At 71.7% G+C, this 18,162-nt stretch carries 18 protein-coding genes; 9 read left to right on the top strand and 9 right to left on the bottom strand.

Annotated features, from left to right (window positions below; translation table 11 throughout):
* Nucleotides 1-115 precede the first annotated feature (115 nt).
* The 4 genes from EDC02_RS27225 (at nucleotide 116) to EDC02_RS27235 (ending at nucleotide 7,466) form a co-directional block, all read left to right on the top strand.
* On the top strand, nucleotides 116-4,009 hold the full coding sequence (locus EDC02_RS27225) for a multifunctional oxoglutarate decarboxylase/oxoglutarate dehydrogenase thiamine pyrophosphate-binding subunit/dihydrolipoyllysine-residue succinyltransferase subunit (RefSeq protein WP_370461609.1): 3,894 nt from the start codon (nucleotides 116-118) through the stop codon (nucleotides 4,007-4,009).
* 12 nt (nucleotides 4,010-4,021) lie between these two features.
* Entirely contained in the window at nucleotides 4,022-4,198 is a 177-nt protein-coding gene (locus EDC02_RS41010) for a DUF6104 family protein (protein ID WP_199757927.1), read from the top strand.
* 80 nt (nucleotides 4,199-4,278) lie between these two features.
* The gene (gene pta / locus EDC02_RS27230) at nucleotides 4,279-6,342 is read left to right on the top strand and encodes a phosphate acetyltransferase (RefSeq protein ID WP_123605221.1); all 2,064 of its coding nucleotides are present in this window, start codon (nucleotides 4,279-4,281) and stop codon (nucleotides 6,340-6,342) included.
* 5 nt (nucleotides 6,343-6,347) lie between these two features.
* On the top strand, nucleotides 6,348-7,466 hold the full coding sequence (locus tag EDC02_RS27235) for an acetate/propionate family kinase (RefSeq protein WP_123607140.1): 1,119 nt from the start codon (nucleotides 6,348-6,350) through the stop codon (nucleotides 7,464-7,466).
* Nucleotides 7,467-7,497: 31 nt separating this feature from the next.
* Here the strand turns inward: EDC02_RS27235 and EDC02_RS41015 are convergent, their stop codons facing one another.
* Entirely contained in the window at nucleotides 7,498-7,662 is a 165-nt protein-coding gene (locus EDC02_RS41015; protein WP_199757928.1) for a hypothetical protein, read from the bottom strand.
* Between the two features lie 114 nt (nucleotides 7,663-7,776).
* On the opposite strand from EDC02_RS41015, the gene EDC02_RS27240 reads away from it, so the two are divergent.
* Entirely contained in the window at nucleotides 7,777-8,739 is a 963-nt protein-coding gene (locus EDC02_RS27240) for a chlorophyllase (protein WP_123605222.1), read from the top strand.
* Between the two features lie 37 nt (nucleotides 8,740-8,776).
* Here the strand turns inward: EDC02_RS27240 and EDC02_RS27245 are convergent, their stop codons facing one another.
* From EDC02_RS27245 to EDC02_RS27255, 3 genes are all read right to left on the bottom strand, one after another.
* Nucleotides 8,777-9,730, bottom strand: coding sequence for a zinc-binding dehydrogenase (locus tag EDC02_RS27245; protein WP_123605223.1), 954 nt, complete (start codon nucleotides 9,728-9,730; stop codon nucleotides 8,777-8,779).
* 61 nt (nucleotides 9,731-9,791) lie between these two features.
* Nucleotides 9,792-10,958, bottom strand: coding sequence for an NADP-dependent malic enzyme (locus EDC02_RS27250; RefSeq protein ID WP_123605224.1), 1,167 nt, complete (start codon nucleotides 10,956-10,958; stop codon nucleotides 9,792-9,794).
* A gap of 139 nt (nucleotides 10,959-11,097) precedes the next feature.
* The gene (locus EDC02_RS27255) at nucleotides 11,098-11,442 is read right to left on the bottom strand and encodes a S24/S26 family peptidase (RefSeq protein WP_370461610.1); all 345 of its coding nucleotides are present in this window, start codon (nucleotides 11,440-11,442) and stop codon (nucleotides 11,098-11,100) included.
* A gap of 94 nt (nucleotides 11,443-11,536) precedes the next feature.
* On the opposite strand from EDC02_RS27255, the gene sodN reads away from it, so the two are divergent.
* Both sodN and EDC02_RS27265 read left to right on the top strand, forming a co-directional pair.
* Nucleotides 11,537-11,944, top strand: a complete 408-nt coding sequence (gene sodN, locus EDC02_RS27260; RefSeq protein WP_123605226.1) for a superoxide dismutase, Ni — start codon at nucleotides 11,537-11,539, stop codon at nucleotides 11,942-11,944.
* Between the two features lie 184 nt (nucleotides 11,945-12,128).
* A complete protein-coding gene (locus tag EDC02_RS27265; protein WP_123605227.1) occupies nucleotides 12,129-12,542 on the top strand; it encodes an ATP-binding protein in 414 nt (137 codons plus the stop codon).
* A 48-nt stretch (nucleotides 12,543-12,590) separates the two neighbouring features.
* Here EDC02_RS27265 and EDC02_RS27270 read toward each other — a convergent pair whose 3' ends face one another.
* Complete coding sequence (locus EDC02_RS27270) at nucleotides 12,591-13,025, bottom strand: hypothetical protein (RefSeq protein ID WP_233606463.1); 435 nt, start codon at nucleotides 13,023-13,025, stop codon at nucleotides 12,591-12,593.
* Between EDC02_RS27270 and EDC02_RS27275 the strand changes: the two genes are divergently transcribed.
* On the top strand, nucleotides 13,024-13,974 hold the full coding sequence (locus tag EDC02_RS27275; RefSeq protein ID WP_123605229.1) for a diacylglycerol kinase family protein: 951 nt from the start codon (nucleotides 13,024-13,026) through the stop codon (nucleotides 13,972-13,974). The genes EDC02_RS27270 and EDC02_RS27275 overlap by 2 nt on opposite strands.
* Before the next feature lie 424 nt (nucleotides 13,975-14,398).
* The gene (locus EDC02_RS27280; protein ID WP_123605230.1) at nucleotides 14,399-14,656 is read left to right on the top strand and encodes a WhiB family transcriptional regulator; all 258 of its coding nucleotides are present in this window, start codon (nucleotides 14,399-14,401) and stop codon (nucleotides 14,654-14,656) included.
* A gap of 118 nt (nucleotides 14,657-14,774) precedes the next feature.
* On the opposite strand, the gene EDC02_RS27285 is transcribed toward EDC02_RS27280, so the two are convergent.
* Genes EDC02_RS27285 through EDC02_RS27295 form a run of 4 tightly spaced genes read right to left on the bottom strand, consistent with a single transcriptional unit; the run spans nucleotide 14,775 to nucleotide 18,145 of the window.
* Complete coding sequence (locus EDC02_RS27285; protein ID WP_123605231.1) at nucleotides 14,775-15,530, bottom strand: sirohydrochlorin chelatase; 756 nt, start codon at nucleotides 15,528-15,530, stop codon at nucleotides 14,775-14,777.
* A complete protein-coding gene (locus tag EDC02_RS27290; RefSeq protein WP_123605232.1) occupies nucleotides 15,512-16,273 on the bottom strand; it encodes a phosphoadenylyl-sulfate reductase in 762 nt (253 codons plus the stop codon). Before EDC02_RS27290 ends, EDC02_RS27285 begins: the two co-directional genes overlap by 19 nt.
* Complete coding sequence (locus tag EDC02_RS41020) at nucleotides 16,270-16,434, bottom strand: hypothetical protein (protein WP_199757930.1); 165 nt, start codon at nucleotides 16,432-16,434, stop codon at nucleotides 16,270-16,272. Before EDC02_RS41020 ends, EDC02_RS27290 begins: the two co-directional genes overlap by 4 nt.
* A gap of 19 nt (nucleotides 16,435-16,453) precedes the next feature.
* Complete coding sequence (locus EDC02_RS27295) at nucleotides 16,454-18,145, bottom strand: nitrite/sulfite reductase (protein ID WP_123605233.1); 1,692 nt, start codon at nucleotides 18,143-18,145, stop codon at nucleotides 16,454-16,456.
* Nucleotides 18,146-18,162: the final 17 nt, after the last annotated feature.

An 18,162-nucleotide genomic window follows, 5' to 3' on the forward strand; every position in this document is an offset into this window, starting at 1 on the left:
TAGCCGTCCCCGACCAGCGCCCCGACCCTGGTGGCGTCCCCCGCGTGACAATCCGACCGCGTGAAAGAGGCGATTACCGGCCGTGTCGACCCAGCAGACTTCGCAGGACAATCCGCTGGCGGGCTTCGGCCCGAACGAGTGGATCGTCGATGAGATGTACCAGAAGTATCTCACCGATCCGGCCAGCGTAGATCCGGCTTGGCACGACTTCTTCGCCGACTACAGCCATGAGCAGGTCGCCTCGCCCACCGAGGCGGCCGCCGCGACGGCGACCACGGCCGCCGCCCGGGCCGGCACCGACGCGCCGGCCGCGCGGCCCGTCCAGCAGGCCGAAGCGTCCACGCCGGGGCGCGGGACCACCCGGGCGGCCGAGCCCGCCACGGCCACGAGCAGCCCCACCCGGGCGAACGCACCGGCCGGCAAGGCTGCCCCGGCCGGCAGGACAGCACCGACCAAGCCGGCCGCCGGCACGGCGAGCACCGGCACGGAGAGCACCAGAAAGGCAGCCGCCGGCAAGTCGACCGGCGGCCGGTCCGCCGCGACCAAGACGGCGGCCAAGGCACCAGCCGACAGGGCACCAGCCGACAGGGCACCAGCCGACAGGGCAGCAGGCGGCAACGGTTCGGCGGCCGGTGGTAGCCGGCAGACCCCGCTGCGTGGGGTCGCCGCCCGGATCGTGCAGAACATGGACGCGTCGCTGGCGGTGCCGACCGCGACCAGTGTGCGCGCGGTCCCGGCCAAGCTGCTGGTCGACAACCGCATCGTGATCAACAACCACCTGGCCCGGGGCCGTGGCGGCAAGGTCAGCTTCACCCACCTGATCGGGTACGCCATGGTCCGGGCGCTCGTCGAGCATCCGGAGATGAACAACTCGTTCGCCGAGATCGACGGCAAGCCGAACATGGTCGCGCCGGAGCACGTCAACCTCGGCATCGCCATCGACCTGGCCAAGCCGGACGGCTCCCGGACCCTGGTGGTGCCGTCGATCAAGGCGTGCGAGCAGATGGACTTCCGGCAGTTCTGGCAGGCGTACGAGGACGTGGTCCGCCGCGCCCGCCGGGGCGAGCTGACCATGGACGACTACAACGGCACCACGATCTCGCTGACCAACCCGGGCGGCATCGGCACCGTGCACTCCCAGCCCCGGCTGATGACCGGGCAGGGGACGATCATCGGTGTCGGCGCGATGGAGTACCCGGCCCCGTACGCCGGGATGTCCGAAGAGACCCTCGCCGACCTGGCCGTCAGCAAGGTCATCACGCTGACCAGCACCTACGACCACCGGATCATCCAGGGTGCGCAGTCCGGCGAGTTCCTCAAGACCATGCACGAGCTGATCCTCGGCGAGCACGGCTTCTACGACCAGCTCTTCACCGCGCTGCGGATCCCGTACGAGCCGGTGCGCTGGGTACGCGACGTGGCGGTCAGCTCCGAGGGGCAGATCAACAAGACGGCGCGGGTCAACGAGCTGATCCACGCGTACCGGGTGCGCGGGCACCTGATGGCCGACACCGACCCGCTCGAATTCAAGATCCGTAAGCACCCGGATCTGGACGTGCTGCAGCACGGCCTGACCCTGTGGGACCTGGACCGCACCTTCCCGGTGGACGGCTTCGCCGGCCAGCAGCGGATGAAGCTGCGGCAGATCCTCGGTGTGCTACGCGACTCCTACTGCCGCCGGGTCGGCATCGAGTACATGCACATCCAGGACCCGGAGGAGCGCCGCTGGATCCAGGAACGCATCGAACGCGGCTACGAGAAACTTGACGCCGCCGAGCAGAAGCACATCCTCAACCGGCTCAACGCGGCCGAGGCGTTCGAGACCTTCCTGCAGACCAAGTACGTCGGGCAGAAGCGCTTCTCGCTGGAGGGCGGCGAGTCGCTGATCCCGCTGCTGGACGAGATCCTGCAGTCCTCGGCCCGGGCCGACCTCGACGAGGTGGTCATCGGCATGGCCCACCGGGGCCGGCTCAACGTGCTCGCCAACATCGTCAGCAAGCCGTACGAGAAGATTTTCTCCGAGTTCGAGGGGCACCTCGACCCGAAGTCGACCCAGGGCTCCGGGGACGTCAAGTACCACCTCGGCCAGGTCGGCAAGTTCACCACCCCGGACGGCGAGCACGGCATCACCGTGTCGGTGACCGCCAACCCGTCGCACCTGGAGGCGGTCGACCCGGTGATGGAGGGCATCGTCCGGGCCAAGCAGGACCGGATCGACCTCAAGCTGGAGGGCTACACCGTCCTGCCGCTGCTGGTGCACGGCGACGCCGCGTTCGCCGGGCAGGGCGTGGTCGCCGAGACGCTCAACCTGTCGCAGCTGCGCGGCTACCGGACCGGCGGATCGGTGCACGTCGTGGTCAACAACCAGGTGGGTTTCACCACCGCGCCGGAGCACAGCCGGTCCTCGCTCTACTCCACCGACGTGGCCCGGATGATCGAGGCGCCGATCTTCCACGTCAACGGCGACGACCCGGAGGCGGTGGTCCGGGTCGCCCGGCTCGCTTTCGAGTACCGCCAGGCGTTCAACAAGGACGTGGTGATCGACCTGGTCTGTTACCGGCGGCGCGGGCACAACGAGGGCGACGACCCGTCGATGACCAACCCGCTGATGTACGCGATCATCGACTCGAAGCGCAGCGTCCGCAAGCTCTACACCGAGGAGCTGATCGGCCGGGGTGACATCACCATCACCGACGCCGAGGAGCTGCTGCGCGACTACCAGACCCAGCTGGAGCAGGTGTTCAAGGCGACCCGGGACGCCGCCACCTCGGCGACCAGCCGGTTGCCCAGCCGACAGCCGGGGCCGGAGCCGCAGGTGGCGACCGCGGTGGACGCCGCCGCCGTGCAGGCGGTCGGCGACGCGCATGTGGACCTGCCGGAGGGCTTTACCCCGCACAAGCGCATCCAGCAGTTGCTGGAGCGGCGGGCGAAGATGTCGGTCTCCGGCGACATCGACTGGGGCTTCAGCGAGATCATCGCGTTCGGCACGCTGCTCGCCGACGGCGTCACCGTCCGGCTGGCCGGCCAGGACTCCCGCCGCGGCACCTTCGTGCAGCGGCACGCCTCGGTGGTCGACGCCCGCACCGGGCGTGACTACCTCCCCCTAGCCAGCCTGGTCACCGACGAGTCGCGGTTCTTCGTGCACGACTCACTGCTCAGCGAGTACGCGGCGATGGGCTTCGAGTACGGCTACTCGGTGGAAAATCCGGAGGCGCTGGTGCTGTGGGAGGCGCAGTTCGGCGACTTCGTCAACGGCGCCCAGTCGATCGTCGACGAGTTCATCTCCTCCGGCGAGGTCAAGTGGGGGCAGCGGTCGGCGCTGACCCTGCTGCTGCCGCACGGCCACGAAGGGCAGGGTCCGGACCACACGTCCGGGCGTCCGGAGCGCTACCTGCAGATGTGTGCCGAGGACAACATGCGCATCGCGATCCCGACCACCCCGGCGAACTACTTCCATCTGCTGCGCCGGCAGGCCCTGTCGCCGAAGCGCAAACCCCTGGTGGTGTTCACCCCCAAGTCGCTGCTGCGGCACAAGCTCTGCGTCTCCCCCGTCGCCGACTTCACCTCCGGCACCTTCCAGCCGGTGCTACCGGACCCGGTGGCCGACGGCCGGCCGGAGGCGGTCAAGCGGGTGCTGCTGTGCACCGGCAAGATCTACTACGACCTGCTGCAGGCCCGTGCCGAACGGCACGCGGTCGCCGGCGGCAACGGTCAGCTCGACACCGACACCGCGATCATTCGGATGGAGCAGCTGTACCCGCTGCCGGTGGAGCAGCTCCGCGCGGCGCTGGCCGGCTACCCGAACGCCGAGGACTTCGCCTGGGTCCAGGAGGAGCCCGCCAACCAGGGTGCCTGGTCGTTCGTCGCGCTCAACCTGCTGGAGCACCTCGACGGCGTACGGCTGCGGCGGATCTCCCGGCCGGCGGCGGCGGCACCGGCGGTCGGCTCGACGAAGCTGCACGACGTCGAGCAGTCCGCGCTGATCGACGCCGCGCTGCCGCGACGCTGACCGGAGGCACACGTGTACTTCACCGACCGGGGCATCGAGGAGCTGGCGCAGCGCCGCGGCGAGGAGGAGGTCGCCATCTCCTGGCTCGCCGAACGGCTGCGTGACTTCGTCGACCTGCACCCGGAGTTCGAGACTCCGGTGGAACGGTTCGCCACCTGGCTGGCCCGGCTCGACGACGAGGACGACTGACGACCAGTTGACGCTGGACCCACCCGGGCCGGGACCAAGGTCACCAGACTCCGGCCGCCGCCGCCTTGTACGTTGGGGCGGTGGCGCGAAGTGTCTACCTAGCCGGTCTCGGCCCCGGTGGCGGCAAGTCCACCGTCGCCCTCGGCCTGGCCGAGCTGCTGTCCCGCCGGGTCGAGCGGATCGGGGTGTTCCGGCCGCTGGTCGCCGGCGCCGGCCCGGACGCGACCCTGACCCTGCTGCGTGAGCGCTACCGGATCGACCTGCCCGACGACCAGCTGTACGGCGCCAGTTACGCCGAGGCGGCCGAGCTGGTCGCCGACGGTCGGCGGGAGGAGCTGATCTCCCGGATCGTCGACCGGTACCGCAAACTGGAGCGGCGCTGCCCGGCGGTGCTGGTGATCGGCAGCGACTTCGACGACACCGGCGACAACGGCGGTCTCCCCCGCGAGCTGGCGTTCAACGCCCGGCTGGCCACCGAGTTCGGCAGTGTGGTGGTGGCTCTCGTCGACGGGATCCGTCGGGACGCCACCGAGGTCGCCGGCGCGGCCCGCAGCGCGTACCACTCGTTGACCGAGCTCGGCGCGACGGTGCTGGCGGTGATCGCGAACCGGGTCGACGCCGGGGTGGTGACCCCGACGCTGCCGGTGCCGGTCTACGCCATCCCGGAGATCCCGGCGGTCTCCGCGCCGACCGTCGCCGAGGTCGCCGCCGCCCTCGACGCCACCGTCCTGGCCGGCGACGAGGCCGCGTTGGGCCGCGACGTGCTGGACTTCGTGGTCGGCGCGGCGCACGTGCCGGTGCTGCTGGACCATCTCGTCGACGGCGCGCTGGTGATCACCCCCGGCGACCGGGCGGACCTGCTGGTCGCGGTCAGCGCGGCGCACGCCGCCGGGCTGGTCTCGCTGGCCGGGGTGGCGCTGACCCTGGGCGAACGGCCGGACCCGCGGGCGATGCGCCTGGTGGAGCGGCTCGGCACCAACCTGGCGGTGCTGTCCGCACCGGCGGACAGCTTCCACGCGGTCGCCACCGCCGGGCGGATCTCCGGCCGGCCCAGCACCGCGAACCCGCGCAAGGTGGAGGCCGCGCTCGGCGCCTTTGAGTCCAGCGTGGACACGACCGAGCTGGCCCGCCGGCTGGACGTGACCCGGTCGGCCCGGGTCACCCCGATGATGTTCGAGTACGCGCTGATCGACCGGGCCCGGGCCGCCCGCCGCCGGCTGGTGCTGCCGGAGGGCACCGACGAACGGATCCTGCGGGCCACCGAGATCCTGCTGCGCCGGGGCGTCGCCGACCTGACCCTGCTCGGCGACGCCGACGACATCGGCCGCCGGGCCCGCGAGCTGGGCGTGCAGATCGACGGGGTACGTGTCGTCGACCCGGCGGTCAGCCCGTGGCGCGACGACTTCGCGTCCCGGTACGCCGAGCTGCGCCGACACAAGGGCGTCACCTGGGAGTTGGCGCACGACGTGATGGGCGACGTCAACTACTTCGCCACGATGATGGTGCACGCCGGGCACGCCGACGGCATGGTCTCCGGGGCCACCCACACCACCGCCGCGACGATCCGCCCCGCCTTCGAGATCATCAAGACGCTGCCGGAGGTGTCGGTCGCCTCCAGTGTGTTCTTCATGCTGCTCGCCGACCGGGTGCTGGTGTACGGCGACTGCGCGGTCAACCCGGACCCGGACGCCGACCAGCTGGCCGACATCGCGGTCAGCTCGGCGCAGACCGCCGCCCGGTTCGGCATCGAGCCACGGGTCGCAATGCTGTCCTACTCCACCGGGACCTCCGGCAGCGGTGACGACGTCCGAAAGGTCGCCGCCGCCACCGACCTGGTCCGCAAGCGGTGCCCGGACCTGCTGGTCGAGGGCCCGATCCAGTACGACGCGGCGATCGACCCCACGGTCGCCGCCACCAAGCTTCCCGGCAGCGACGTCGCCGGGCGGGCCACCGTCTTCGTCTTCCCCGACCTGAACACCGGTAACAACACCTACAAGGCGGTCCAGCGTTCGGCCGGCGCGGTCGCCGTCGGGCCCGTCATGCAGGGTCTGCGCCGGCCGGTCAACGATTTGTCCCGGGGAGCCACCGTGCCCGATATCGTCAACACCGTGGCGATCACCGCGATCCAGGCGGCCGCGCAGTGAGCGACGTGGCCCGGATCCTGGTGCTCAACTGCGGCTCGTCGTCGCTGAAGTACCAGCTCTTCGACGGTGACCGGGGGGTCGACAAGGGCACCGTGGAGCGGATCGGCGAGCCCGGGGGCGGGCCGGCCGACCACGCGGCCGCGCTGCGGCTGATGGCCGAACGGGTCGACCTGACCGGGCTCGGCGGGGTCGGGCACCGGGTGGTGCACGGCGGTGTCCGGTTCGCCGAGCCGACGCTGATCACCGACCAGGTGGTCGCCGAGATCGAACGGCTGGTGCCGCTCGCTCCGCTGCACAACCCGGCCAACCTGACCGGGATCGCCCAGGCCCGCCGGCTGCTGCCGGGTGTGCCGCAGGTCGCGGTCTTCGACACCGCCTTCCACCGCACCCTGCCGCCGGAGCAGGCCAGCTACGCGATCGACGTCGACACCGCGCAGCGGTACGGCATCCGCCGGTACGGGTTCCACGGCACCTCGCACGCGTACGTGTCCCGGCGGGCCGCCACGCTGCTCGGCCGGGCACCGACCGACGTCGATGTGATCACCCTGCACCTGGGCAACGGGGCCAGCGCCTGTGCGGTGGCCGGCGGCCGCAGCGTGGCCACCTCGATGGGGCTGTCACCGTTGGAAGGTCTGGTGATGGGCACCCGCAGTGGCGACCTGGACCCGGCGGTGGTGTTCCACCTGGAACGAGTGGCCGGCTGGTCGACCGCCGATGTCGACCGGCTACTCAACCAGCGCAGCGGCCTGGTCGGGCTGACCGGGGCCGGTGACATGCGTGAGGTGCTCCGCCGCCGCGCCGCCGGGGATCCGGCGGCCCGGCTCGCCTTTGACATCTACTGTGCCCGGATCCGGTTCTACGTCGGCGGGTACCACGCGCTGCTCGGTCGGGTCGACGCGATCGTCTTCACCGCCGGGGTCGGCGAGAACGCCGCCCCGGTGCGGTCGGCGTCGCTGGCCGGGCTCGACCGGATCGGTGTCCAGGTCGACGCGCGGCGCAACGACGAGGGCCGAGGCGAGCGGATGATCTCCCCGGACGGCACGCCGGTGCAGGTGTGGGTGGTCCCCACCGACGAGGAGTACGAGATCGCCAGTCAGACGCGGGCGGTGCTGACCGACGGCTGACCCCCCGGCCGACCGGGTTGAGCGGAGAAGCTCAGAGCACCAGCCAGAGGGCGATCGCGGCCACGATCACCACCGCGACCGCGACACCGATGATCAGCGGCAGCCGGGACGGCTGGTCGGCGACCGGCTGCGGCGAGGTCTGGAAGGCCCGGAAGGCCTCGGTGTTGCCGCTCGGATCGACGTACTCGTCAGACATGACGAAGACCCTAGCGAAGTCGGCCGGACGCTGCCACGACCGGCCGGCGCGAGCCGGTGGTCGACCCGACGGATGCCGGTGGTCGACCCGACGGATGCCGGTAACAATCGTCCAATGCGTGACTTCCGTCCGGCGGTAGCCGGCCTGCTCACCGTCGGTCTGCTCATCACCTCGCTGGCCGGCTGCGGCACCGCCGCCGCCCCCGGCCCGGTGGCCGATGCCCCGACGGCGACGCAGACCGCTGCGCCGGCGGGACAGCCCGACCCGACGTCGGCGCAGCCCGACCAGCGGCCCGGCCGACCGGCACCGACGCGGCGACTCGACGTCGGGACCCGCACCCTCGATCTGAACCGAGGTGACCGGCCGCTGCCGGTCACCGTCTGGTATCCGGCCGGCGGGGACGGCCCGTACCCGGTGGTGCTGTTCAGCCACGGCCTCGGCGGCGAGCCGGCCGACTACCGTACGGTGCTGTCCGAGTGGGCGGCGGCCGGGTTCGTCGTCGCCGCCCCGACCTACCCGTTCACCAGCCAGGGTGGCTCCGGCGGCAACGCGCTGGACGTGCTCAACCAGCCGGCGGACGCGTCGCACGTACTGGACGAACTGCTGGCGCTCGACGGCCGCGCCGGTGACGAGTTCGCTGGCCGGCTCGACGTGGAACGGGTCGCCGCCGCCGGGCATTCGGCCGGTGGCATCACCACCGTCGGGCTGTTCACCGCCGCCCGCGACGACCGGCTGGACGCCGGCGTCGTGCTGGCCGGCAGCGCGCTCGGCGTCGGTACGGCGTTCAGCGGTGCCGCCGCGCCGCAGCTGTTCATCCACGGCGAGCTGGACGAGGTGGTGTCGTACGCGTCGGGCAAGGCGGCGTACGACCGGGTGCCGTGGCCGAAGGCGATGCTGAGCCTGCCCGACGGCGACCACGGTCAGTCGCTGCTACGGCCCGGCAACCCGGCGTACGACGTGGTGCTCGGCACCAGCACCGACTTCCTGCGGTGGACGCTGTACGGCGACGACGCCGCCCGGCAGCGGCTGGCCGACGACCCGCCGGCCGGCATCGCCGTCTTCGACGACCAGCTCTGACCCGGCCCGGGGGGTACGGCATCGGTCGCGCGGCTGGTCAGCGCCGGTGGTCGAGCACCAGCTTGCCGAACGTGCGGCCGGTGTGCAGCCGGGCGAAGGCGTCGCGCACCTCGCTGAAGGCGTACTCGGTGTCGACGACCGGCCGGATGCCCCGCTGCGCGCACAGCGCCAGCAGGTCCCGCAGCTCGTCGGGGGTGCCCATCGAGGTGCCGAGGATCTCCAGCTGCATGGCGAACACCCGGCGCAGGTCGACGGCGGGCAGATGGCCGCTGGTGGCACCCGAGACGACGATCCGGGCACCGGGCGCGGCGGACTTCATCGAATGATCGAAGGTGGCCGCACCGACGGTCTCGATCACCACGTCGACCCGTTCCGGTAGTCGGCTGCCCGGCGCCAGGGCGGTGGCACCGAGCGCGGCGATCCGCTCCCGCTTGTCCGCGCCCCGGCTGGTCGCGTAGACCCGCTTGCCCAACGCGACGGCCAGCACCACGGCCGCGGTCGCCACCCCACCGCCCGCCCCCTGGACCAGCACCGACTCGGCCTGGTCGGCCCGGCCCCGGGTGCTCAGCATCCGGTACGCGGTCAGCCAGGCGGTGGGCAGGCACGCCGCCTCGGTAAAGCTCAGCTCGGCGGGTTTCGGGATCAGGTTCGACCGGGGCACCGCTACCCGGGCGGCGAACGTGCCCGGGTAGCGCTCGGACAGGATCGACATGCCGCGCGGGTCCGCCGGGTCGGGTACCACCGGGTAGACGACGACCTCGTTGCCGGCGTCGTCGACCCCGGCGGCGTCACAGCCGAGGATCATCGGCAGCCGGTCGGCGGGCAGCCCGACGCCGCGCAGCGACCACAGGTCGTGGTGGTTGAGAGAGCTTGCCCGGACCTCGACCACCGTCCAGTCCGGGGCGGGCAGGTCCGGTTCGGGCAGCTCACCGACGCGCAGCGCGGCAAGCGGGTCGTCGGCGTCGACGGTCGAGGCGAAGACAGCTCGCATGTCCCGCACGCTAGCAGCCGTGGCGCCGGCCGGCGCGCATGTGTCCGGCCGGCACCACAGGTCAGCGGCGGGCGACGCCGTCGCGGCGGGCGGCGGCGGCGACCGCCGCGGCGACCGCCGGCGCGACCCGAGGGTCGAGTGCCGACGGCACGAACGCCTCCGGTTGCAGCAGGTCGGCCACGACGCCGGCGATCGCGTCGGCGGCGGCCACCTTCATCCCCTCGGTGATCCGGGTGGCACCCGCGTCCAGGGCACCCCGGAACACGCCGGGGAAGGCCAGCACGTTGTTGATCTGATTGGGGAAGTCGCTGCGGCCGGTGGCCACCAGGGCGGCGTACCGGTGGGCGATCTCCGGGTGGATCTCCGGCGTCGGGTTGGCCAGCGCGAAGACGATCCCGCCGGGTGCCATGCCGGCGACCGCCGATTCGTCGATCTGCCCGCCGGAGAGGCCGATCAGCACGTCGGCGCCGACCAGCGCGTCGGCGATACCACCGGCGCAGGCGGCGGTCATCGCGGCCAACTCGGCCTTGACGTCGGTGAGGTCCGCCCGGTCGGAGTGGATGATGCCGCGGGAGTCGCAGACCACGGTCTTCGCCGGGTCGACGCCGCCGGCGATCAGCATCCGGGTCACCGCGACCCCGGCCGCGCCGGCACCGCTGACCACCACCCGCAGGTCGCCGAGCTTGCGGTCCAGCAGGGCGACCGCGTTGCGCAGGGCGGCCAGCACCACGATCGCGGTGCCGTGCTGGTCGTCGTGGAAGACCGGGATCGGCAGCGCCTCGTCGAGACGGCGCTCGATCTCGAAGCAGCGTGGCGCGCTGATGTCCTCCAGGTTGATCCCGCCGAACGACGGTGCCAGGGCGGTAACCGTCGCCACGATCGCGTCGATGTCCCGGGTGTCCAGGCAGATCGGCACCGCGTCGACGTCGCCGAACTGTTTGAACAGCACCGCCTTGCCCTCCATGACGGGCATCGCGGCGCGTGGGCCGATGTCACCGAGGCCGAGCACCGCGGTGCCGTCGGTGACCACCGCGACCGTGTGCGACACCCAGGTGTAGTCGTCGACCAGGGTCGGGTCGGCGGCGATCGCCTCGCACACCCGGGCCACCCCGGGGGTGTACGCGAGTGAAAGGTCGTCCCGGTCGGCCAGCGCGACGGTGGGCGTGATCGCCATCTTGCCGCCCCGATGCAGGTCGAAGACCGGGTCAGAAATTGCCACAGTAGACATGGTGACTCCAGAGCCGTTGAGCGTGATAGATCGCCGCCGGCTCGGCGCGAGGTCAGCGTTGACCGGCGAGGCGCTGCGGGGGTCACCCGAATTCCGTGTCGAGCATAGTGTCACACAGCGCGGTTTACCGCGAAGTGGTTCACCGCAGTCGGTGCCCCGGGCCCACCCGGCGTGGCTGCGGCCAGTAGCGGCACAGCACCCGGCCGCGCACGTCGGCCACCCCGAAGGCGCGCGAGTCGTCAGTGACCAGATCGTTGTCCCCGCGCAACCACCAGCCGCCGGACTCGGCCCGTACCGCTCGTTTGACCACCAGCAGTCCGGGACGGGACCGGAAGGTGGCGACCACCACGTCCCCCGGGCGGACCGCCCGCCCGCCCCGGCGGACCAGCAGCGCGTCGCCGTGCCGCAAGGTGGGGGCCATCGACGGTCCGTGCACGAGCACGGCGAACAGTGGTGAAAGCACTTGCACCTCCCGCCAGGTCAGCGAGCCCGATGCGCGATAGGGTCGGCAGGGAGGATCATCCTCCAGCTTACGCGTGCCGGCGATCGTGCCGCCGGCCAACACACGGAGGGTCCTGATGCGACTTCTACGCATGTTTACTCCGCGCACGGTGGTCAGCGCCCACTGCGACCTGCCCTGTGGCGTCTACGACCCGGCGCAGGCCCGGATCGAGGCCGAATCCATCAAGGCGATCGCGGAGAAGTACCAGGCGAACACCGACCCGGAGTTCCGCACCCGGGCGCTGATCATCAAGGAGCAGCGCTCCGAGTTGGTCAAGCACCACCTGTGGGTGCTCTGGACCGACTACTTCAAGCCGCCGCACTTCGAGAAGTACCCGCAGCTGCACCAGCTGTTCAACGAGGCGACCAAGCTCGCCGGTGGCGGCGGCGGGACCAAGGCGTCGGTCGACCCGGCCAAGGCGGACGAGCTGCTGGTCAAGATCGACGAGATCGCGAAGATCTTCTGGGAGACCAAGCAGGCGTGATCCGCCGGTCCGGCCGGTGCGCGGTGCGCACCGGCCGGACGGGTCCGCCGGGCACGGGGCACCCCGCCGCGGCCGTGGTAGGTGCCGCGCACCACCCCGCCCGGCTCGGTCGGACGACGAATCGCTCCGGATGACACCGCAGGGATAGACGTCAACCGGTAGAGTCCACGCGGGGGTATCCGGGATGAGTTCGCTGGTCACACAATCCGAGCCGACCGTCGACGACGACGTGGTGCTGCTCACCGTGCCTGCCGACGGTGGCTACCTGAGCGTGCTGCGTACCGCGACGGCCGGGCTGGCCGCACGCCTGCACTTCGCGCTGGACGAGATCGAGGATCTGCGGATCGCGGTCGACGAGGCCTGCGCCATGCTGCTCGCCGTCGCCACCCGCGACGCCGACCTGCAGTGCCGGTTCTCGGTGACCGACGACGCGCTGACCGTCGAGGTCGCCGTCGCGACGGTACGCGGTGCCCGGCTGCCACCGGAGTCCTCCTTCGCCTGGAAGGTGCTCCGGGCGCTGACCACGTCGGCGACGGCGACCGCCAGCAGCGGCCAGGCCAGCATCAGACTGCTCACCCGCCGGTCCGGCGGCCGCTGACCCCGCAGGAGTTCTCCACCGGCGGCCGTCCCGCCGGTGTTCGGTTGGTCACTCCAGCCCGAAGGCCCGGGTCGTCGGCGGGGCCACCAGCAGCGCGGTCACCACCAGCCCCAGCCCGATCAACGGTACGCCGAGCCAGGCCAGGCCGCCGACGATCATGTAGTAGCCGACCGGGAGCAGCATCAACTGCGCGACGATGGCCGGTGCCCGGGCCGCGCTACGGCGGCGGGCCACCGCACGGGCCAGCACCGCCAGCAGCACCGCACCGCCGACGGCGAACCCGGTGACGATCAGCGCCGAGGCGAGGTCGGTCGCGGTGCTGGTGAGATCCTGGTACGCGAGATAGCCGGCGACCAGCCCCACGGCCACCGCCTCCCCGGCCAGCGACCGCACCGCCCACCGCAGCGTCACCGGGGTGGGCTGTGCGTCGATGGTCACGGGCGTCACGATACCCGCGCCGGCTCGCGATAAAGTGCCGGCCATGCGGGCCCTCTTGGTGGTCAATCCGAAGGCCACCACCACCAGCGAGCGCACCCGGGACGTGATCGTCCGGGCGTTGCGCAGCGAAGTCGACCTGTCGGTGGCGTCCACCCACCGGCGCGGGCATGCCGTCGCACTGGCCCGGGCGGCCGCCGAGGACGGCTTCGACGTGGTGGTCACGCTGGGCGGCGACGGCACCGTGAACGAGGCCGTCAACGGCCTGATGACGTCCGCGCCGGCGGTGGAGACGCTGCCAGGTGCGGCAGCAGACCGGTTGCCGGCGCTGGCGGTGGTGCCGCTCGGCTCGACGAACGTCTTCGCCCGTGCGGTGGGGCTGCCGCCGCAGTGGCCGGAGGCGACGAGCGTACTGCTGGAGGGTCTGCGGACCGGACGGTTCCGTACCGTCGGTCTGGGCCGGGCCGACGACCGGTACTTCACCTTCTGCGCCGGCCTGGGGCTGGACGCGGCGGTGATCCGGCAGGTCGAGCGGGCCCGGCTGCGCGGGCGCCGGTCCACCGTCGGGCTCTATCTCCGGTCGATGGTCAGCGAGTTCTTCATCGGCATGGACCGGCGGCATCCGGCGATCCGGTTGGAGCGGGCCGGCGAGCCGGTGGCGGCCGAACTCGCCACCGTCGTGGTCCAGAACACCGCGCCGTGGACCTTCATCGGTGAACGGGCGATCAATCCGAATCCGGAGGCGTCCTTCGATCTCGGCCTGGACGTGATGGCGCTTCGCCAATTGCACGTACCGAGCACCACCCGCACTTTGGCCCAGGTCGCCGCCAGCCGACCGGATCCACGCGGACGCCAACTAGTCCGCCTACACGATTTGTCCGAATTTACGCTATCCGCAACACAGCCGCAGGCCTTCCAACTCGACGGCGATTATCTCGGAGAGCGGCTCAGAGTCCGTTTCACGGCGGTCCGAGAGGCCTTGCGAGTGGTCTTCTGACACGCTCCGTAACCGAGCTTCGACTGCAGAGCGTGACCAGAGGCGCGGAAGACACGTAGCTGAAATGCCTGCACTGCGGGGCGGACCGTACTACATTGATTCTTGACTGTCGCACTCCGGGTGTCGGTGAGCGTCAGAAAACGGACAAATGGGTCGTGACGTTGCTCACCCGATTGGACTTTTTCTGAGCGCTGCTCTTGACATCGCAGGGGTTCGTGAAAGTATTCACAAGCGGACCGATTCACCCGGGACGTTGCCTGGATGCGCTCGCCACGCGGCAGCTAGGAGCAACGTTCCACAGGCTTACGCCTGCTCACGCGCTGCCGATCCGACGGATGCAATCCGTTGTGGCCGACTGCGCGGGCGCATAAAGAAAGACCGGAGCATTTACCGCCACCGATCCAGAATGAGGAGTGTTGCCGCCATGGACTGGCGTCACCATGCTGTCTGCCGCGACGAGGACCCGGAGCTGTTCTTCCCGATCGGGACGTCCGGCCCCGCGATCCTGCAGGTCGAGCAGGCCAAGGCTGTCTGCCGGCGCTGCTCCGTGACCGACCAGTGCCTGCAGTGGGCGCTGGAGTCCGGACAGGACGCTGGCGTCTGGGGCGGGATGAGCGAAGAGGAGCGGCGCGCCGTCAAGCGTCGCGGCGGACTGCGCGTCCTGCGCGCTCAAACTGCCTGACCCACCCGACCACCAAGCGACGTCCGTACGGCGCCCCGGAGCTGAACTCCGGGGCGCCGTCGTACATTGCACTGCGGCAACCTCAGACCGGCAACCGCCACGGTACGCGGCAGCCCGCTCAGACCAGCACCGGTGCGGCCCGGTCGACCCGGTGCAGCACCAGCCGGGCCAGTTCCGGCGCGCCGGCCAGCGGTGCCGCCGCACAGACCGAGCCGGCCTGCCGGGCCGACGCCACCGCCGTGTCGTAGAGCAGGCCGGGTGCCAGGAAGTACGCGGCCACCGCGACGCGCCGGGCACCCGCCGCACGCAGGGTCTCGACCGCCGCCCCCGCAGTCGGCGGCGCCGCCGACGCGAAGCCTTCGACACACGGCACCCCGACCTCGGCGCCGAACGCCGCCGCGGCCACCGCCACCGTCTGCCGGGCCGGAGCCGACCGGGTGCCGGCGGCGGCCAGCACCACAGCGTCCCAGCCGGCGCCGGCCTCGGCGAGTCGCCGCCGCAGCCCGGCGGTCAACAGCGGGTCCACCTCGCCGGAGCCGACCGACGGGCCGAGCACCTGCGTCGTCGTCACCGGCATTCGCAACCCGTCCCGGTACGCGGCCCGCACCACCTCGGGAACGTCCACCCGGCCGTGGAACGCCTCGGTCAGCAGCAGCGGCACCACCGTCGCCGCCGGATAGCCGGCAGCCTGCAGGTCGGCCAGCACCGCCCCGGGACGTGGACCGGCGTGGTCCAGGTAGGCGGCCCGGACGTCGGCCCCCGGCCGGGCCGCAGCGACCGCCCGGACCAGCGCCCGGGTCGCCGTCGCCGCCCGCGGGTCCCGGCTGCCGTGCGCCACCAGCACGATCGGCCCGGTCATCCGTGCAGGCCGCACTCGGTCTTCTCGAACATCGCCCAGCGGCCGGCCCGTGGGTCCTCGCCGGCGGTGGTACGCCGGGTGCACGGCCAGCAGCCGATCGAGGTGTAACCCTGCTTGAACAGCTCGTTGACCGGGATGTTCCACCGGGACACGTAGGCGTCCACGTCCGCCTGGGTCCACGCCGCGATCGGATTGACCTTGACCCGGCCGCGTCGGGCGTCGAACCCGACCACCGGAGTGTTCGCCCTGGTCGGCGACTCGTCACGGCGCAGCCCGGCGGCCCAGGCGTCGTAGTCGCCGAGTGCCCGTTCCAACGGCTCGACCTTGCGCAGCGCACAGCACTCGTCGGGGGCCCGGTTGAACAGCCGCGGACCGAACTCGCCGTCCTGCTGGCCGACGGTCATCCGGGGCCGGATCGACCGGAGGTTCACCGGCATGGTCGCGGCCACCTGGTCGCGGACCCGCAGCGTCTCCGGGAAGTGCAGGCCGGTGTCGAGGAAGACCACGTCGACGCCGGGCGCCACCCGGGAGACCAGGTGCGCCAACACCCCGTCCGCCATCGAACTGGTCACGCAGAACCGGTCGCCGAAGGTCCGCACCGCCCACCGGGCGACCTCCTCGGCCGGAGCGCCGTCCAGCTCCCGGCCGGCGTGTTCGGCGAGGGCCCGCAGCTCGGCCGGGCTGCGTCGGGTAGGTGGTTGGTCAGCGGCCGAACCGAGCCGAATCAGGTTCAGGTCCGCGGCGAGCACCGGGCTCATCGGGACACCCCCTTGCGGGCCAGCAGTCCGGTGAACCGGACGGTGAAGACCCGGGCGCAGGCGTGGCACTCCCAGGCGGTGTGCGCGTCGGCGTGCGGGCGGAGGTTCTCCTCCCCGCAGTACGGGCAGTAGAGCGGTGCCGCGCGTGTCTCGGTGCTCACCGCACCTCACCTCGCTCGTTCATCGCAACTCCTCCTCGTCGGCCCGGACGACCCACCTGGCGAACGTCTCGCCGTCGGTACGGCCGGCCAGGTAGCGGCGGACCACGCGTTCGACGTACTCGGGCAGCTCGTCGGCGGTGGTCTTGAGACCCCGCACCTTGCGCCCGAAGCCGGCGGTCTGCCCCTGGGCCATGCCCAGGCCACCGCCGAGATGGATCTGGTACCCCTCGACCTGCTGGCCGTCCGGCCCGACGACCAGCTGGCCCTTGAGCCCGATGTCGGCGACCTGGGTGCGGGCGCAGGCGTTCGGGCAGCCGTTGATGTGGATCGAGATGTCGGCGTCCTCGGCGAGACCGGCCGAGGCCAGCCGCTGCTCCAGGTGAGCCACCAGCTCCTCGCCGCGCCGCTTGGTCTCGACGATGGCCAGCTTGCAGAACTCGATCCCGGTGCAGGCCATCGTGCCGCGCCGCCAGGTGGACGGCCGGGCTTCCAGGCCGATCGCGCGCATCCCGGTGACCAGCGACTCGACCCGCTCCGGGGCGACGTCGAGCACCAGCAGTTTCTGGTACGGGGTGAGCCGTACCCGGTCCGAGCCGTGCTCGGCGGCCAGGTCGGCCAGGGCGGCGAGCTGGCTGCCGGAGACCCGCCCGACCACCGGGGCGACGCCGACGTAGCGGCGGCCGTCAGCCTGCGGGTGCACCCCGATGTGGTCGATCGGCTTGGCCGGCAGCTCCGGAGCCGGCCCGTCCAGCAGGGTCCGACCCAGGTACTCCTTCTCCAGCACCTCGCGGAACTTCTCCGTGCCCCAGTCGGCGACCAGGAACTTCAGCCGGGCCCGGTGCCGCAGCCGGCGGTAGCCGTAGTCGCGGAAGATGCCGACCACGCCGGCCCACACGTCGGGCACCTCGGCCAGCGGCACCCAGACGCCGAGCCGCTGGGCGATCATCGGGTTGGTGGACAGCCCACCGCCGACCCACAGGTCGAACCCGGGGCCGTGGTCGGGGTGGTCGACGCCGACGAACGAGATGTCGTTGACCTCGTACGGCGTGTCGGCCAGCCAGGAGATCGACGACTTGAACTTACGGGGCAGGTTGGAGAACTCCTTGCTGCCCACGTACCGGCGGACGATCTCGTCGATCGCCGGGGTGGGGTCGATCTTCTCGGCGGCGGCGACGCCGGCGACCGGGCTGCCGAGCACGATCCGCGGGCAGTCGCCGCACGCCTCGGTGGTCTCCAGCCCGACATCCTCCAGGGCCTTCCAGATCGCCGGCATGTCCTCGACCCGGATCCAGTGCAGCTGGATGTTCTGCCGGTCGGTGACGTCGGCGGTGTCCCGGGCGTACCGCTGCGAGATGTCGGCGATGGTGCGCAACTGGGCCAGGTTCAGCTGGCCGCCGTCGATGCGCACCCGGAGCATGAAGTACTCGTCCTCCAGCTCGTGCGGCTCCAGCACGGCGGTGCGCCCGCCGTCGATGCCCGCCTTGCGCTGGGTGTACAGGCCCCACCAGCGAAACCGGCCGCGCAGGTCGGCCGGGTCGATCGAGGCGAAGCCCTGGTGGGCGTAGATGGTTTCGATCCGGGCCCGCACATTGAGCGGATCGTCGTCCTTCTTGGTCCGCTCGTTGGGGTTGAGCGGCTCGCGGTGCCCGAGCGCCCACTGCCCCTCGCCGCGCCGGCGGCCGGGTCGGGTCGGGGTGCTGCTGCGCGCCATCGCGGCGTCCTCCGTGT

Origin of the sequence: Micromonospora sp. Llam0, assembly GCF_003751085.1 — a bacterium.
Lineage (GTDB): Bacteria > Actinomycetota > Actinomycetes > Mycobacteriales > Micromonosporaceae > Micromonospora_E.

Coding starts and splice junctions, on each gene's coding strand:
- EDC02_RS41015 (WP_199757928.1), bottom strand. CDS start 7,662: ATGTCTGACGAGTACGTCGATCCGAGCGGCAACACCGAGGCCTTCCGG.
- EDC02_RS27240 (WP_123605222.1), top strand. CDS start 7,777: ATGCGTGACTTCCGTCCGGCGGTAGCCGGCCTGCTCACCGTCGGTCTG.
- EDC02_RS27245 (WP_123605223.1), bottom strand. CDS start 9,730: ATGCGAGCTGTCTTCGCCTCGACCGTCGACGCCGACGACCCGCTTGCC.
- EDC02_RS27250 (WP_123605224.1), bottom strand. CDS start 10,958: ATGTCTACTGTGGCAATTTCTGACCCGGTCTTCGACCTGCATCGGGGC.
- sodN (WP_123605226.1), top strand. CDS start 11,537: ATGCGACTTCTACGCATGTTTACTCCGCGCACGGTGGTCAGCGCCCAC.
- EDC02_RS27265 (WP_123605227.1), top strand. CDS start 12,129: ATGAGTTCGCTGGTCACACAATCCGAGCCGACCGTCGACGACGACGTG.
- EDC02_RS27275 (WP_123605229.1), top strand. CDS start 13,024: ATGCGGGCCCTCTTGGTGGTCAATCCGAAGGCCACCACCACCAGCGAG.
- EDC02_RS27270 (WP_233606463.1), bottom strand. CDS start 13,025: ATGGCCGGCACTTTATCGCGAGCCGGCGCGGGTATCGTGACGCCCGTG.
- EDC02_RS27280 (WP_123605230.1), top strand. CDS start 14,399: ATGGACTGGCGTCACCATGCTGTCTGCCGCGACGAGGACCCGGAGCTG.
- EDC02_RS27290 (WP_123605232.1), bottom strand. CDS start 16,273: ATGAGCCCGGTGCTCGCCGCGGACCTGAACCTGATTCGGCTCGGTTCG.
- EDC02_RS27295 (WP_123605233.1), bottom strand. CDS start 18,145: ATGGCGCGCAGCAGCACCCCGACCCGACCCGGCCGCCGGCGCGGCGAG.